The organism is Burkholderia anthina (assembly GCF_001547525.1).
Classification (GTDB): domain Bacteria; phylum Pseudomonadota; class Gammaproteobacteria; order Burkholderiales; family Burkholderiaceae; genus Burkholderia; species Burkholderia semiarida.
On the sequence record NZ_CM003768.1, the window covers coordinates 1,521,918 to 1,538,169 of the forward strand.

Sequence of the window (16,252 nt, forward strand, 5' to 3'; positions counted from 1 at the left end):
GCCGTCGCCGCTGCTTGGCGCATCATGCGTGCGGTGGGGGCGAATCGACGAGAAACGCGCGGCGGAACGCGTCGAGATACCGTTCGGCGTCGTCGCTGAATTCGCCTGGCAGCAGCGCGAACGCGCGAGCGAGCAGATCCTGGCGGAGTGCCGCATAGGTTGCTTCGTCGGACAGCAATGCGCGGATGGCGTCGCGCGTTTGCGGCAGGGTGATGCGTTTCGCATCCCGCGCGAGCAACCCGGCTGCGGCAAGACCGGGCTGGAACGCATGTGTCTCGAGCAGATCGGCCGCCGCATCCCAGATGCGCTCGCGATTCCCGGCGTCATGATAGTGGCGCAGCAGAAACAGCAGGTCGTACGCGTCGCTGTTCTGGCGCGCGCGCCGATCTTTCCACGCGAGCAGCTTGAGCAGCGCGAGTGCGGGCAAACGGGCGACCGGCACCACGGTCCGCGCGTCGATCGATACCAGTTGCGCCGTGTCGACCGCTTCCTGGAAGCCGAGCACGTTCAGGACGAATTCACCGGCCGGCGGCCACGCGATTTCGCCCGGCGGCGCTTCGAGCGGCCCGAACGGCACGAGATCGAGCTCGGTGCGAAAGCCCGGCATGCCGCTTTCGAACAGCAGTTTCTGCTGTTGTTTCGGTGCTCGCGTGAATCGCCCGGTCGCGACGAGCGTATCGACGAGCTGCGCGTGGAACGGCCAGCTCACCGCGCATACGGCAACGTCGACGTCCCGCGTCGCGCGCGCCGGCCGGATGCCGTGGACATGCCACATCAGAATGTCGCGCGCGGTTGCGCCGGCCACGACGAAGGCCGCGTCGAGCTGCGCGCAGGCCGTGCCGACCGCTCGCAGCAGCGCGACCGCCGCCGGTTCGAGCGGCCGGCTCGCCTCGACTTCAAGCGGGCGGGTGGGTGAGGTATCGGTCATGGATTCGTTCGGCGGCAGCAAGGTTGCGGCTGTCCCCGGACGAGACGAGATCCGCATAGATCAGGAGCGGCGGCACGAGCGGCACATCCTGCTCGTGCCAGTCGAGCGCCGGCGAGCGCGGCCAGAACGCTTCGAGCAGCTCGACGTCGCCGTGCTCGTCCGGGCGCAGGCGCGCCTGCAGCAGCAGGCGGTTCGGCACGGCGCCGTGCGTATAGACGGTGATCGCCGCCGGCTTCAGGTCGTGCGTCAGCAGATCCGCCGCCGCTTCGCCGCCGAGCCGCGCATCGAAGGCGGCGAAATCGAAGCCGCGCCACCAGTCGGGTGCGATCGCGGCAAACCGCCGGGCCGGCAGTTTCGCGCGCAGGCGGCTCGGGTACAGCGCGACCCATTCCTGCAGGAAGCGCGGCCAGTCCGGCATCAGCCTTTCGCCGTTGCGCCGCTGCGCGACGAGGCCGCGCGCGATCAAGTCGTCCATCGCGAGATTGACCGTGCCGAGCGCGACGCCCGATGCGGCGGCGATCGCCCGGTACGGCTGGGCGACGAGGCCCGGGTGCGTCGCGAGCGCGAACATCACGGCGAGCCCCTTGGGCGTGGTCGCGCGCGACGCCTGACGGCGCGGCGTACGCGCAGGTTTCGGTCGGCCGGAGATCATCAGGGTGGCCTCCGGCTGGATCAGGCTCGCATTGCCGGCGGTATCGAGAAACGGGATGTCGTGCTCGGTCAGGCGGGCGGCCAGTTCGGCAGAAAAATAAGGTGCGACCAGCATCAGCGGCCGCTCGCCCGGCACCGGTGGGCCGCCGCGGCGACGCAGCGCCGCGAGCGCTGCTTGCAGCGATTCGACGCCGACGCTCACGGCTGCCGGCATCTCGAAGGTCTGCCCGGCGATGTCGAAGCGGATCATGGCGTCGGCGCGCGCCTGGTACGCCTGCGGCACGCGCACGGGCCGCGCGGCGAAGCGCCGGGTCGCGCGTCCGAACGCGGCACAAGCCTCGTCGAGCACGTGCTGTTCCGAGATGGGGAGGGGGACGTTCGCGGGCATCACGGAGAATCGCTTGTTCACTGTTTTGTCAGCGTACACAAAAAATGTACAACCGTCAAAAAATGAACAAATCATTTCAACCCGTTGATGTAAAGGGATTATTCCGGAATGTTGGGCGACTGCCAACGATAACCTCCGTGTGAAAATCGAGCCTGAACACCAGTGTCGGGCATGCCTGTCGCTAGCGGCAGTCGTTCGTATGGGATAGCCCATACGGGCGGCCGCGCTTGGCCCTGCGCCCTGCGATCGACCGACAATCAACGGTTGCCACCGCGACGACTTTCTGTCTGTCCGGTTGTCGCTCAACGAACTATCCTTGCCTGCACGTTCCCCACTGGACAACAGGAGACGACACCGTGACGCACAGCGTGATCCCCGCAGGCCTTGCCGACGAAATGATCGAGATCCGGCATCGCATCCACGCCCACCCCGAACTGGGTTTCGAGGAATTCGCGACGAGCGATCTCGTCGCGGAGCAGTTGCAGTCATGGGGCTACACCGTGCATCGCGGGCTCGGCGGCACCGGCGTCGTCGCGCAGTTGAAAGTGGGCGACGGCCAGCAGCGCCTCGGGCTGCGCGCCGACATGGACGCGCTGCCGATCCACGAAACGACGGGCCTGCCGTACCAGAGCACGATCGCGGGCAAGATGCACGCGTGCGGCCACGACGGCCACACGGCGATGTTGCTCGCGGCCGCGAAGCACCTCGCGCGCGAACGCCGCTTCTCGGGCACGCTGAACCTGATTTTCCAGCCGGCCGAGGAAGGGCTCGGCGGCGCGAAGAAGATGCTCGACGACGGGCTGTTCGAGCAATTTCCCTGTGACGCGATCTTCGCGATGCACAACATGCCGGGCTTCCCGACCGGCACGTTCGGTTTCCTGCCGGGGCCGTTCATGGCGTCGTCGGATACGGTCGTCATCGACGTGCAGGGCCGCGGCGGACACGGCGCGGTGCCGCACCGGGCGATCGATCCCGTCGTCGTGTGCGCGCAGATCGTGCTGGCGCTACAGACGATCGTGTCGCGCAACGTGTCGCCGCTCGACATGGCGATCGTCACGGTCGGCGCGATCCATGCGGGCGACGCGCCGAACGTGATTCCCGATCGCGCGCAGATGCGCCTGTCCGTGCGTGCGCTGAAGCCCGACGTGCGCGACCTGCTGGAGACGCGCATCAAGGAGGTCGTGCATGCGCAGGCAGCCGTGTTCGGCGCGACCGCGACGATCGACTACCAGCGCCGCTACCCCGTGCTCGTCAACGACATGGAGATGACGGCGTTCGCGCGCGGCGTCGCGCGTGAATGGGTCGGCGAAGCCAATCTGATCGACGGAATGGTGCCGCTCACCGGCAGCGAGGATTTCGCGTTCCTGCTCGAAAAGCGGCCGGGCTGCTACCTGATCATCGGCAACGGCGACGGGGAGGGCGGCTGCATGGTGCACAACCCCGGCTACGACTTCAACGACGCGGCGTTGCCGACCGGTGCGTCGTACTGGGTGAAGTTGGCCGAGGCGTTTCTGGTGTGACGGACGAGGCTAGACAGCGTGGGTCTCCGGAGCAGGCAGAGCACCATCACCGTGATCTGAGCGGCACCATCGAAGCGCTGCGCGCGGCAAAAAACGGGGCGAACTTGCGTCGTTCGCGACGGGTATTTTCGCTACCCCGCTGGCTCTCACGTTGTGTTTTACCGTGAAACGGATGACGCGATCGATGTGATTCGGCTCCTGCATCAGCGAATGGACATCGAACGGCATCCGTAGCCGCGCACGTCGAATGCCGTAGTCGCTACAAAGCGACGCTCAAACCCGACAGGATGCCGCCTCGATGCAGGCTCGACATCGATCAGCCTAGAACGCTTCCCCGCTGAACAACGCAACGACCGCATCCGGATTCGACGGCCAGTACATGTGCATGTACGTCGCGACGATCGCGCCGCTGCGATAGACGGCTTCGCCGCCGTCCGGCGTGCCGTCGGGGCGCGTGGCGTTCGCAATCGGCACCAGCGGCGTCGCGAGCCGCGAGTAGTGAAACGTATGACCGCGCATCGGCCCCGTGCGCGTATCGAGCTGCTGCATGCCGAGCGCCGCGAACCGGCGCTGCATCGTCGCGTGGCCCGGCAGCACGCCGAGCATCGGCGTCGCCGAGCCATCCACGTCGGTCAGCGATTCGCACAGATACACCATCCCCCCGCATTCCGCGACGATCGGCCGGCCGGCGGCCGCATGCGCGCGAATCGTCCGTGCGGTCGCGGCATTCGCCGCGAGCGTCGCCGCATGCAGTTCCGGATAGCCGCCCGGCAAAAACAGCGCGTCGCAATCGTCGGGCACGGGTTCGTCGGCGAGCGGCGAGAAGAACCGCAGCTCGGCACCGAGTGCGTCGAGCAACGCGAGATTCGCCGGATAGATGAACGAAAACGCCGCATCGCGCGCCACCGCGATCCGCTTGCCGGCCAGCGCACGCGGCAGCGGCGCGGCCACGTCCGGTTCCGCGAATGTGACGGCAGGCGGCAACTCGGCGAGCGCGGTTTGCGCGAGCACATCGGCCGCGCGGTCGAGCCGTGCATCGAGATCGTCGATATCGGCCGGCTGATGCAGGCCGAGATGCCGCTCCGGCAGCGCAATACCCGCATCGACCGGCACGTGCCCGAGCCAGCGCAGGTCGCCGGGCAACGCCTGTTGCAGCAATTGCGCATGCCGCGCCGAGCCGACGCGGTTGGCCAGCACGCCGTGAAACGGCAACCCCGGCCGGAACCGCGCGAGCCCGAAGGCGATCGCCGCGAACGTCTGCGCCATCGCCTTCGCCGAAATCACCGCGACGACCGGCACGCCGAACGCGGCCGCGAGATCGGCGCTGCTCGGCGTGCCGTCGAACAAGCCCATCACGCCTTCGATCAGGATCAGGTCCGCGTCGCGCGCGGCTTCGGCGAGCAGCGCGCGACAACCGGCCTCGCCGACCATGCCGAGGTCGAGCGCATGCACGCTCGCGCCGCTCGCGCGTTCGAGCAGCATCGGATCGAGAAAATCGGGCCCGGTCTTGAACACGCGCACGCGGCGGCCGAGCCGGCGGTGCAGCCGCGCGAGGCCGGCCGTCACCGACGTCTTGCCCTGGCCCGACGCGGGCGCGCTGACGAACAGCGCGGGGCAGGCCGGCATGCTCAGAACTCCACGCCGCGCTGCGCCTTCACGCCTTGCTCCTTGTACGGATGCTTGACGAGTCGCATTTCGGTGACGAGATCGGCCGCATCGATCAGCGCATCGGGCGCGTGCCGCCCGGTGACGACGACGTGCACCGACTCCGGTCGAGCCGTGAGCGTCGCGAGCACTTCGTCGAGCGGCAGGTATTCGTACTTCAGCACGGTGTTCAGTTCGTCGAGGATCACCATCCGGTAGTCGCCGCTTTCGATCATCCGGCGCGCCTCGTCCCAGCCTTTGCGCGCGGTCGCGATGTCGGCGTCGCGGTTTTGCGTGTTCCACGTATAGCCGTCGCCCATCGTCACGAAATCGCATTGTGCGACCGCACCGAGGAAGTCGCGCTCGGACGTATGCAGCGCGCCCTTGATGAACTGCACGACGCCGAGCCGCATGCCGTGGCCGAGCACGCGCACGGCCATCCCGAACGCGGCCGTGCTCTTGCCCTTGCCGTTGCCGGTGTGGACGATCAGCAGGCCTTTCTCCTGCGTGGCGGCGGCCTGCTTCTTCTCGTGGCCGGCGCGGCGGCGTTCGGCCATCCGCTGATGGGATTCGGAATCGGTCTTCATCGGGAATCGTCCTGTCGAAAGCGAAACAATGGGTTCAGAGCGGGCCGGCGAGCGCGACCGTCACGCCGTCCCGGATGGATTTGGGGCCGAGCAGCCGGCCATGCGGCGCCGCGAGCCGCGCGCACGGCTCAGCCACGCCCGCGACGCCGAAGCGGGCCAGCGCGGCGTCGGAAGGACCGCTCGCGGCCAATTCCGGACGGCTCGCGAGTTGCGCAGCATCGAACGCGACGAGCGGCCAGCCACGGCGCGCACACAGCGTGCGCAGCGCACGCGCGCGCGCCTTGTCGGCGAGCGTCGCGACGAGCGCCGGTTCGGCGCCCGGATGGCGCGCGAGCGCGGCGCGGATCGCGGCATCGAGTTGCGCGGGCGTGACGCCCGCGCGGAAGCCGACGCCGAGCGCGACGCGCATCATGCGCGGCCGCCGAGCGCCGCACGCACCGCCGGATCGTCGGCGAGCGCGGCTACACGGCCGATCACGACGATCGCCGGCGAACCGATGCCGGTTTCGCCGACGCGCGCGACGAGCGTATCGAGCGTCGCGAGTACGTGGCGCTGTTCGGCGCGCGTGGCGTTCTCGATCGCCGCGCACGGCGTGTCGCCGGGCAGGCCGCCGTCGCGCAGCGCCGCGGCGATCGCGTCGAGCCGGCGGATGCCCATGTAGATCACGATCGTCATGCGGGTGGCCGCGAGCGCGCGCCAGTCGGGCTCGTCGGCCCCCGCGCCATGGCCGGTGACGAAGATCACGCCTTGCGCGTCGCCGCGGTGCGTGACCGGGATGCCGAGCGCGGCCGGCGCGGCGATGCCGGCCGTGATGCCGTTGACGACTTCCACCGGAAAACCCGCCGCGCCGAGCGCGATCAGTTCCTCGCCGCCGCGGCCGAACACGAACGGATCGCCGCCCTTGAGCCGTGCGACGCTGCGGCCGGCGCGCAGGTGCGCGAGCATTGCGGCGACGATCGTCTCCTGCGGCGTCGACGCATGGCCGCCACGCTTGCCGACGTGCTCGATCGACGCATCGGCGCGCGCATGGCGCAACACGTCGGGGTTCACGAGATCGTCGACGAGCAGCACGTCGGCCGCGCCGATCGCGCGTACGGCCTTGAGCGTGAGCAGGTCGGCGTCACCGGGGCCGGCGCCGACGAGCCAGGCGCGGCTCATCGCGCGCGGCACGGCGCGCACCGTGTCGAAACAGTGGAACAGGGCAGGCGGGCGGCGCATCGGCGGCCGGCGGGCAGGCAGTGCATGGCGGATCGGGGCGAAACCCGCGCGAACGCGGGTGGAATGCGCACCCGATCCGTCCCCCGCGGATCGGGCGTTCGGCGAGCAGTGCGCTCGCCCCTTGCGTCGGCCGGTATCCGGGCTGGCCGCTTGCCAGGCCGCAGCCTTCCCGCCCGGCAGAAGGGCAGTGGCATCGCGGGCGGCCTGGGCGCACGCGCGGCAGAGCGCGTTGCGCGGGCGGCGTACCGTTGCGGGGACAGCACAGGCCGGGCGGGTCTCCGCCTCCTGTTTCCCGTTTAACTGCATGCACGGAATGCGCATGCGAGCACCGAACGCGGCGCATACGATAGCACACGCGTGCGCCGCGCGAGCGGCCCCGGCGCGCCCGCTGCGCGGGGCGGCGGCACCATGCACGCGGTCAGAACTTGTACGTCGCCGTCAGCGTGAACGTGCGTGGCGTGCCGGGCATGATCTGCGCGACGCTCGTCGCATTCGCGTAGTAGTCGCGATCGGTCAGGTTGACGGCCGCCAGCGTCACCTCCAGGTCGCGCGTGCGATATCCGGCCTTGCCGTCCCAGCGCACGTAGGCGGGCAGTTCGAGCACGTTGTCGCGATCGGCGTAGCGCGCACCTTCGTACACGAGCCCGAGTTCGGCGAAAAAACCGCGCAGCGGCGCATGGCCGACGAACAGGCTGCCGTTCGACGCCGACACGCCCGCCGACCGCTTGCCCGCGTACTTCGGTTCGGCGTCGACCACCCGCGCGTGTTGCCAGCCGATGCCGCCGCGGACGAACCAGTCGCCCGTGAGCCGGCCGGCGACGCCCAGTTCCATACCGCGATTGCGCTCGAGGCCGGTGAGATCGAAGAATCCCGGCCGAACCGGGTCGGCGACGCGGCGGTTGTACAGATCGAGCTGAAACAGCGCGAGCGTCGTGCTCAGCGCGCCGTCGCGCCAGTCGCTTTTCACGCCGATCTCGTATTGACGCGTGTATTGCGGGCCGAGATCGTTGGCGTTGCCGCGCGCGCCGGGCGTGATGCCGATCAGGTCGCCGCCGACCGGCGCGAAGTTCTTGCTGTACGACGCATACAGGCTGTGCGCGCTCACCGGCGACCACACGACGCCCAGCCGCGGGCTCCATGCCGTCGTCGTGCGCCGTGCATGCAGATCGTTCAGCGCGTTGGTCGAATCGACGTCGAAGCGTTCTCCCCGCACGCCACCGAGGAGCTTCCACCCTCGCCCGAAGTCGATGCGATCCTGCGCGAAGATCGCGTAATCGCTGACACGGTGGCGATTCATCGCATACGGACGCGGCGTCGAGCCGGCCAGGGCGAGACGATCCGGTCCGGCGATCGGGACCGGCGCCGCGTCGGCCTGCCAGAGCGTCGGGGCGCGTTTCTGCCAGCCGTATTCGATGCCGAACAGCAGGTGATGCACGCCCGGGCCGGTCGCGACCTTGCCGCCCAGTTCGACGCCGGTCTGCACGTTCAGATGCGTCATGTCCTGCAGGTAGCGCGCCCGTTGCACGCGCCGGTAGTCGCGCGGCTTCGTGACGTAGCTTTGCGTGACGTAGGTGTTGTCGAAAGTGCTGCGCAGATCCAGCACGCCCAGCGTATGGCGCAGTTCCCAGCCGCCATCGAACGCGTGCGTGAAGACCGAGCGCCAGTTCATGTTTTCGTCGCGGATCGTGTCGCGGCCCGCCGCGCCGAAGAAGGTCGCGCGCGGCGCGGACGGCAGCGCGTACGCGAGCGGCTTGCCGGCTGCATCGACCGCGGCGACCGACGCCGGCATGCCGCGATCGGGCACGCGCCGGTACGTGTCGTATTCGAACTGCAGCAGCCAGCTTCGCCGTGCGTCCTGCCATTTGATCGACGGCGCGATGTACTGGCGCGTGCCGTCGACGTGGTCGCGGAAGCTGCCCGCGTGCTCGCGTCCGGCATTGAGCCGCACGCTCCATGCGCCCGACAGCATCCGGTTGAGATCGACCGACGCGCCGAGTCGTCCATAACTGCCGGTCGCCGCCGACACATGTCCGAAGTTTTCCGGCAACGGCTGCTTGGTGATCCGGTTGATGACGCCGCCGCCGCTGCCGCGCCCGTACAGCGCCGCCGCCGGCCCCTTCAGCACTTCGACGCGTTCGATGTTGCCGAGACTGCGCACGTATTGCGCGTCGTCGCGCATGCCGTCGAGCAGCAGGTCGCCCGCGGCGGAAAAGCCGCGAATGCGGAACGAATCGAAGCGCGTGTCCGAGGTATTCGACACACCCGGCACGCCGGCCAGCGCGTCGGCCAGCGTGCGGCCGCCATAGGACAGCGTTTCCTCGACCGGCACGCTGTCGATGGTTTGCGGGACGTCGCGCGGATCGCTCGCGGTGCGCGTCGCCGTACTCACGCTTTCGGCGCGCGGATCGTTCGGATGACGGCGGCTGCGCACCTCGAGCGCGGGCAGTTCGTCGTCGAACTCGGCCGCCGGGGCAGGAAAGGAGGCAACGCCGGCGATCGAGCACAGCGACAGGGCGAGCACAGGAAAGGGCCGCCCGGATATCTGTCGTTTCGACATGGAAATTTAAGGATGACTGAGTGATTGCCTCACATTGCCGTTGCGCGGGGTTCGTTGTTGTCGGGTGAAGTTTATCTCGATCAGTTGAAAACGACAATCATTCTCGTTCGCTGCTGGCCGCTCGCCTTGACGCTCCCGGCCCCGCCGCCTACACTCGCACGCGTTTTGGTGCTCGCGCGCGCCGCTCCGGCGCACGCAGTTAAACGGGAAACAGGGAGCCCGCCTGCGCCGCAGTCGAGCCAACCTGTGCTGCCCCCGCAACGGTAAGCGAACGCGTCGCGCGCAAGCGCCACGCAGCGCCGCTTCGCCGCATGCCATGCGCATGCGGACGACCGCCACTGGATGCCGCGCATCCGGGAAGGCGAAGCGCGTGTTCGTCAGCCCGGATACCGGCCTAAACGTTGGGGTTCAGCGCCGCGGGGAGGCGGCGCATCGTCCACGGCCGCGGCAGGCCCGACGCCCGGTGTTTCCCGCTGTCTCCTCCGATCCGCCGGCGCGCGAACGCGCCCGGCCGGCACGGCGAACGGCGCGACGCGGGCGGGGCAGGCAGCAGCCGTGTTGGCATTCACGATGTCGACCGTTCGCAAGGAAGCACCATGCCCGATTCGTTGTTCCGCCCGTCCCGCGGCTGTCCGGCCGGACTGCGCGGCGACCTTCCCGCGTACCGTCCCGTGAATGGCCGTGCCGCCACCGACGCGACGATCCCGTCCTGATTCCTTCTTCGACACCGGACCTACCATGACCCTACGCAAGCTGCCCGTCACGATCGTCACGGGCTTTCTCGGCAGCGGCAAGACGACGCTGATGCGTCACATCCTGCAGCACGCCGAAGGCCGCCGCATCGCGGTGATCGTCAACGAATTCGGCGAGCTCGGCATCGACGGCGAAATCCTCAAGGGCTGCGGCATCGGCTGCGACGAGGCCGACGGCGCGCAGGGCGAAGCGTCGGGCCAACTGTACGAACTCGCGAACGGCTGCCTGTGCTGCACCGTGCAGGAAGAGTTTTATCCGGTGATGGAAGCGCTCGTCGAGCGCCGCGCGGACATCGATCACGTGCTGATCGAGACGTCGGGCCTCGCGCTGCCGAAGCCGCTCGTGCAGGCGTTCAACTGGCCGACGATCCGCAACAGCTTCACGGTCGACGCGGTCGTGACCGTCGTCGACGGGCCGGCCGCCGCGAGCGGCCAGTTCGCGGAAAACCCGCAGGCCGTCGACGCGCAGCGCCGCGCCGATCCGAACCTCGACCACGAATCGCCGCTGCACGAACTCTTTGCCGATCAACTGTCGTCCGCCGATCTCGTGATCGTGAACAAGGCCGACCTCGTCGACGACACCGAATTCGCGCGGATCGAAACCGCGATCCGCGAAGAAATTCCGCCGCAGGTGAAGATCGTGCGCGCGACGCGCGGCGCGCTCGATCTCGCGATGCTGCTCGGCCTCGAATCGGCGTCGGAGGAAACGATCCACCTGCGTCACGACCATCACGGCTCGGCCGACGACGGCGATCACGATCACCATCACGACGATTTCGATTCGGTCGTGGTGTCGGGCGACGCCGGCACGCGCGAAGCGACGATCGCCGCGCTGCAGCGTGTGGTCGAAGCGCACACGATCTATCGCGCGAAAGGCTTCGCCGCGCTGCCGGGCGCGCCGATGCGGCTCGTGATCCAGGGCGTCGGGCGCCGTTTCGACAGCTATTTCGACCGCCGCTGGCAGGACGGCGAAGCGCGTGCGAGCCGCTTCGTGCTGATCGGCGAGGATCTCGACGCGGCCGCGCTGCAACGCGCGTTCGACGCCGCGTGCGCGGCCGAGCCGCAACAGGCGTAACGCACGATGCATCTGCTGCGCACCACGCCGGGCGGCTTCGTCGACGATACGCAGGGCGTCGTCCGGATCGACCAGCAGCCGGCCGACATCGTGATCCTGAGTTCGGCCGACACGACGCTGTCGCTGCTCGCGAGCGTCGTGCCGCACTTGCCCGAAGGATTTCCGAGCGTGCGGCTCGCGAACGTCACGTTCCTGCGGCAGCCGGCGTCGGTCGATTTCTACGTCGATGACGTGCTGCGTCACGCGAAGACGGTCGTGATCGATCATCTCGGCGGCGAAGCATACTGGCCGTACGGGATCGAGCAGGCCGTGTCGCTCGCGTCGAAGCGCGGGCAGCAGCTCGCGATGTTCTCGGGCGACCTGCAGGAGGACCCGAACCTCGTCGCGAAGAGCACGGTCAGGCCGGACCTGTGCCGGCTGTGGTGGCGCTATCTGCGCGAGGGCGGCGTGCACAACGCCGACGCGTTGCTGCGCAGCATCGCGTTTCACACGCTCGGGTTCGGCGACGAGCCCGAACCGCCGCGCCCGCTGCCGGCCGCCGCGCTGTATCACCCGGCGCGCGACCGCGCGAGCGTCGACGACTGGCGGCCGCGCTGGACACCCGGCGCGCCGGTCGTCGCGATCCTGTTCTATCGCGCGCACTGGCAGGCCGCGAACACGGCCGTGTTCGACGCGCTGGCCGACGCGCTGATCGACGAAGGGCTGAATCCGCTGCCGATCGCGGTCACGTCGCTGAAGGACGCGGTGAGCCGCGAGGTCATCACGCAGCTGTGCGACACGCATGGCGTCGCGCTCGTGCTGAATACCACCGCGTTCGCGGCCGGCGCGATCGACAGCCCCGAGCACGACGTGCTCGCGGGCGACGCGCCGGTGCTGCAGGTGATTCTGTCCGGCGGCAATCGCGACGCGTGGCTCGCCGACAGCCAGGGCCTGCACGCCCGCGACATCGCGATGCACATCGCGCTGCCCGAGGTCGACGGGCGCATCGTCACGCGCGCGGTGAGCTTCAAGGGGCTCGCGTATCGTTGCCCGCATACCGAGGTCGACGTCGTGCGCTATCAGCCGGATGCCGAGCGGATCGCGTTCGTCGCGGCGCTCGCGCGCGGCTGGTGCCGGCTGCGCACACTGGATAACGCCGACAAGCGCATCGCGCTGATTCTCGCGAACTATCCGCAAAGCGAAGGGCGGATCGGCAACGGCGTCGGGCTCGACACGCCGGCCTCCGCGCTGCGCGTGCTCGCGGCGCTGCGCGACGCGGGCTATACGGTGGCCGACCTGCCGCCCGACGGCGATGCGCTGATCGCGCGACTCACCGAGGGCGTGACCAACGATCCCGCCGTGCGCACGCTGCGCCCCGCATTTCAGAGCTACGCGCTGACCGACTACGTCGCGCGGTTCGCGCGGCTGCCGGCCGCCGTGCGCGATGCGCTGAACGAACGGTGGGGGCCGCCCGAAGCCGATCCGACGCTGCGGCAACAGCGTTTCACGATCGCCGGCTGGCGCGCGGGCAACGTGTTCGTCGGCATCCAGCCGTCGCGCTCGCGCGACGAGAACGACTACGCGAGCTACCACGACGCCGACCTCGTGCCGCCGCACGCGTATCTCGCGTTCTATTTCTGGCTGCGCGATGTGTACCGCATCGACGCGGTCATCCACCTCGGCAAGCACGGCAACCTCGAATGGCTGCCGGGCAAGAGCGTCGCGCTGTCCGACGCGTGCTGGCCCGACCTGACGCTCGGGCCGCTGCCGCACCTGTATCCGTTCATCGTCAACGATCCGGGCGAGGGCAGCCAGGCGAAGCGCCGCGCGCAGGCCGTGATCATCGATCACCTGATGCCGCCGCTCACGCGCGCGGAAAACTACGGGCCGCTGCAGGATCTCGAACGGCAGGTCGACGAATACTACGAAGCGCTGATGGTCGATGCGCGGCGCGCGAAGCTGCTGCGCAAGACGATCCTCGCGACGATCGCCGAGCATCGTCTGCACGACGAGCTGAGCGTGTCGCCGCCGCGCGATGCGGGCGACGAGGATGCGCTGCTCACGCGGGTCGACGCGTGGCTGTGCGAATTGAAGGAAGCGCAGATTCGCGACGGGCTGCACGTGTTCGGCGCGTCGCCGGTCGAGCGCCAGCGGCGCGACACGCTGCTCGCGCTCGCACGTTTTCCGGTTGGCGACGGCAAGGGCGAACGGGCGGGGCTGATCGGCGCGCTCGCGCGCGATCTTGCGCTCGGCGACGCGTTCGATCCGCTCGCGGCCGACTGGGCCGCGCCGTGGACCGGGCCGCGGCCGGCCATCCTGCAGACGATCGACGCGTCGCCGTGGCGGCACGCGGGCGATACGCGCGAGCGGCTTGAACGGCTCGCGCAGCACTGGCTGGCCACTGTGTGCGGAACCGCTTCGGAGAATTCCGGTATCGACGTGCCGCCGCCCGGCGAATGGCCGCATACGCTCGCGGTGATCGAGCGCGTGCGGTCGACGCTGTTGCCCGCACTCGACGCGTGCGGCCGCGAGGAAATGCGTCAACTGCTGCGCGGGCTCGACGGGCGCTTCGTGCCGCCGGGGCCGAGCGGCTCGCCGTCGCGCGGCCGCCCCGACGTGCTGCCCACGGGCCGCAACTTCTACTCGGTCGATACGCGCGCGGTGCCGACGCAAGCCGCGTGGTCGCTCGGGCTGAAATCCGCGCAGCAACTGATCGAACGCCATCTGCAGGATCACGGCGACTATCCGCGCGCGATCGGGCTGTCGGTGTGGGGGACGGCCACGATGCGCACCGGCGGCGACGACATCGCGCAGGCGTTCGCGCTGATCGGCGTGCGGCCGAAATGGGCGCACGGCAGCCACCGCGTGACCGACTTCGAGATCCTGCCGATCGAGATCTTCGACCGGCCGCGCATCGACGTGACGCTGCGCGTGTCGGGCTTCTTCCGCGACGCGTTTCCGAACCTGATGCATCTGTTCGACGCGGCCGTGCAGGCCGTTGCCGCGCTCGACGAGCCGGAGGAGCTGAACCCGATCCGCGCGCGCATCGAGCGCGAACGCGAGAAGTGGGTCGCACAGGGCATGGCGCCCGACGACGCGCGGCGCCGCGCCGGCTGGCGCGTGTTCGGCGCGCGGCCGGGTAGTTACGGCGCGGGCCTGCAGGATCTGATCGACCAGCGCCGCTGGCAGACGGACGCCGATCTCGCCGATGCCTACCGTCAATGGGGCGGCCACGCATACGCGCAGAACAGCGCGGGCGACGCGGCGGCCGACGTGTTCGGCGAGCGGCTCGCGACGATCGACGTCGTCGTGCAGAACCAGGACAGCCGCGAGCACGACATCCTCGATTCGAACGACTACTACCAGTTCCAGGGCGGGATGACGGCGGCCGTGCGCCATCTGTCGGGGCAGCAGCCGAGCATCTATCACGGCGACCATGCGAACCCGGTCGCGCCGAAAATGCGCACGCTGCGCGAGGAAATCGCGCGCGTGATCCGCTCGCGCGTCGTCAACCCGAAATGGCTCGACGGCGTGAAGCGTCACGGCTACAAGGGCGCGGCCGAGCTGGCCGCGACCGTCGACTACCTGTACGGCTATGACGCGACCGCGCGCGTGCTGTCCGATCACCAGTACGCGCTCGTCGCGGACGCGTACCTGTTCGACGACGCCACCCGCGCGTTCCTCGAACGGCACAACCCGAAGGCGCTGCACGGCATCTGCGAACGCTTCGTCGAAGCGATGCAGCGCGGGCTGTGGCAGCAGCCGGGCCCTTATCGCGAGCGGATCGAGGCGGTCTGGCTCGCCAGCGAACAACGCCAGGAAGGAGGACCGCGATGACCGATCCGACGATGCACCGCGCCCGCGCGGTTTTTCCGTTTGCGGCGCTCGTCGCGCAGGACGCATTGCAGCAGGCGCTGCTGCTCGCCGCGATCGACCCGTCGATCGGCGGCGTGCTCGTCAGCGGCCCGCGCGGCACCGCGAAATCGACGGCCGCGCGCGGCCTCGCGGAGCTGTTGCCGGAAGGGCAGTTCGTCACGCTGCCGCTGTCGGCGAGCGACGAGCAGGTGACGGGCACGCTCGATCTCGCGCATGCGCTCGCCGAAAACGGCGTGCGCTTCCGGCCGGGTCTGCTGGCTCGCGCGCATCTCGGCGTGCTGTACGTCGACGAAGTCAACCTGCTTGCCGACGGGCTCGTCGATACGCTGCTCGACGTCGCCGCGAGCGGCGTGAACATCGTCGAGCGCGATGGCGTGTCGCACGCGCACGACGCGCGGTTCGTGCTGGTCGGCACGATGAATCCCGAGGAGGGCGAGCTACGCCCGCAGTTGCTCGACCGCTTCGGGCTGATGGTCGCACTCGAGAACTGCTTCGACGCTGGGCAGCGCGAGCGGATCGTGAAGGCGCGTCTTGCGTTCGATCTCGATCCGGACGCGTTTCGCGCGCGTCACGCGGTTGCCCAGCGGGAACTCGCGGACCGGATTCACGCGGCGCGCGCCCGGCTGCCGGCGCTGGATTTCGACGATGCGGTTCATGCACGCGTCAGCGCGCTGTGCATCGATGCGGCCGTCGACGGGTTGCGCGCCGATCTCGTGATGCTGCGCGCCGCGCGCGCGCTGGCCGCGCTGGAGCAGGCCGACGCGGTGACGGTGTCGCACGTGGAGCGCGTGGCCGAAGCCGTCCTGCGGCACCGGCGCCATGCGGAGCCGCCGCATCAGTCGCCGCGCCAGTCGTCGCAACACGGCGGCGAACGCGACGATCGTTCGCCGCCGGATACGCGCCAGCAGCCCGGCGACCGATCGGGCGAAACACAGGCCGGCGCGTCGGCATCGCAGGGCGACTGGGGTTACCTGCCACCCGAACCGGCCGGGCTGCGCGACGTGAAAGGCGTGGTGCCGCTGCCGCTAAAAAAACGCTGAGCCATCGAGCCGGCGCCGCCGCGAACGCGATTCGCGG

At 69.4% G+C, this 16,252-nt stretch carries 12 protein-coding genes and 2 riboswitches; of the genes, 5 read left to right on the forward strand and 7 right to left on the reverse strand.

Annotation, left to right across the window (positions count from 1 at the left end):
• Positions 1-22: 22 nt before the first annotated feature.
• Both WS64_RS07000 and WS64_RS07005 read right to left on the reverse strand, forming a co-directional pair.
• The gene (locus WS64_RS07000) at positions 23-928 is read right to left on the reverse strand and encodes a nucleotidyl transferase AbiEii/AbiGii toxin family protein (protein ID WP_060966912.1); all 906 of its coding nucleotides are present in this window, start codon (positions 926-928) and stop codon (positions 23-25) included.
• A complete protein-coding gene (locus tag WS64_RS07005) occupies positions 897-1,967 on the reverse strand; it encodes a type IV toxin-antitoxin system AbiEi family antitoxin (protein WP_060966911.1) in 1,071 nt (356 codons plus the stop codon). Before WS64_RS07005 ends, WS64_RS07000 begins: the two co-directional genes overlap by 32 nt.
• A gap of 356 nt (positions 1,968-2,323) precedes the next feature.
• On the opposite strand from WS64_RS07005, the gene WS64_RS07010 reads away from it, so the two are divergent.
• Together WS64_RS07010 and WS64_RS35175 are read left to right on the forward strand one after the other, a co-directional pair.
• Complete coding sequence (locus WS64_RS07010; protein ID WP_060318504.1) at positions 2,324-3,487, forward strand: M20 aminoacylase family protein; 1,164 nt, start codon at positions 2,324-2,326, stop codon at positions 3,485-3,487.
• A gap of 153 nt (positions 3,488-3,640) precedes the next feature.
• Entirely contained in the window at positions 3,641-3,721 is an 81-nt protein-coding gene (locus WS64_RS35175) for a hypothetical protein (protein WP_244166584.1), read from the forward strand.
• 87 nt (positions 3,722-3,808) lie between these two features.
• Here WS64_RS35175 and WS64_RS07015 read toward each other — a convergent pair whose 3' ends face one another.
• The 5 genes from WS64_RS07015 to WS64_RS07035 all read right to left on the reverse strand — a co-directional run bounded on the left by WS64_RS07015 (position 3,809) and on the right by WS64_RS07035 (position 9,493).
• Complete coding sequence (locus WS64_RS07015) at positions 3,809-5,113, reverse strand: cobyrinate a,c-diamide synthase (protein ID WP_060966091.1); 1,305 nt, start codon at positions 5,111-5,113, stop codon at positions 3,809-3,811.
• Positions 5,114-5,115: 2 nt separating this feature from the next.
• The gene (gene cobO, locus WS64_RS07020) at positions 5,116-5,718 is read right to left on the reverse strand and encodes a cob(I)yrinic acid a,c-diamide adenosyltransferase (RefSeq protein WP_059584089.1); all 603 of its coding nucleotides are present in this window, start codon (positions 5,716-5,718) and stop codon (positions 5,116-5,118) included.
• Positions 5,719-5,752: 34 nt separating this feature from the next.
• Positions 5,753-6,130 (reverse strand): cobalamin biosynthesis protein, encoded by a 378-nt coding sequence (locus tag WS64_RS07025; protein WP_059643329.1) that lies wholly within the window; start codon positions 6,128-6,130, stop codon positions 5,753-5,755.
• Positions 6,127-6,876 (reverse strand): uroporphyrinogen-III C-methyltransferase, encoded by a 750-nt coding sequence (cobA, locus tag WS64_RS07030; protein ID WP_059584328.1) that lies wholly within the window; start codon positions 6,874-6,876, stop codon positions 6,127-6,129. Before cobA ends, WS64_RS07025 begins: the two co-directional genes overlap by 4 nt.
• A gap of 171 nt (positions 6,877-7,047) precedes the next feature.
• Positions 7,048-7,285, reverse strand: a riboswitch (cobalamin riboswitch).
• Positions 7,286-7,354: 69 nt separating this feature from the next.
• Positions 7,355-9,493 carry a TonB-dependent receptor gene (locus tag WS64_RS07035; RefSeq protein WP_060966092.1) on the reverse strand — a complete coding sequence of 713 codons (2,139 nt, stop codon included), beginning with the start codon at positions 9,491-9,493 and terminating at the stop codon, positions 7,355-7,357.
• A gap of 149 nt (positions 9,494-9,642) precedes the next feature.
• A riboswitch (cobalamin riboswitch) is annotated at positions 9,643-9,905 on the forward strand.
• Between the two features lie 326 nt (positions 9,906-10,231).
• Here WS64_RS07035 and cobW point away from each other — a divergent pair.
• The 3 genes from cobW to WS64_RS07050 are packed head-to-tail and all read left to right on the forward strand — an operon-like array spanning position 10,232 to position 16,215.
• Positions 10,232-11,320, forward strand: a complete 1,089-nt coding sequence (cobW, locus tag WS64_RS07040; RefSeq protein WP_060966093.1) for a cobalamin biosynthesis protein CobW — start codon at positions 10,232-10,234, stop codon at positions 11,318-11,320.
• 6 nt (positions 11,321-11,326) lie between these two features.
• Entirely contained in the window at positions 11,327-15,136 is a 3,810-nt protein-coding gene (gene cobN / locus WS64_RS07045) for a cobaltochelatase subunit CobN (RefSeq protein ID WP_060966094.1), read from the forward strand.
• Positions 15,133-16,215 carry an ATP-binding protein gene (locus WS64_RS07050; protein WP_060966095.1) on the forward strand — a complete coding sequence of 361 codons (1,083 nt, stop codon included), beginning with the start codon at positions 15,133-15,135 and terminating at the stop codon, positions 16,213-16,215. The genes cobN and WS64_RS07050 overlap by 4 nt, the downstream gene beginning before the upstream one ends.
• Positions 16,216-16,252: the final 37 nt, after the last annotated feature.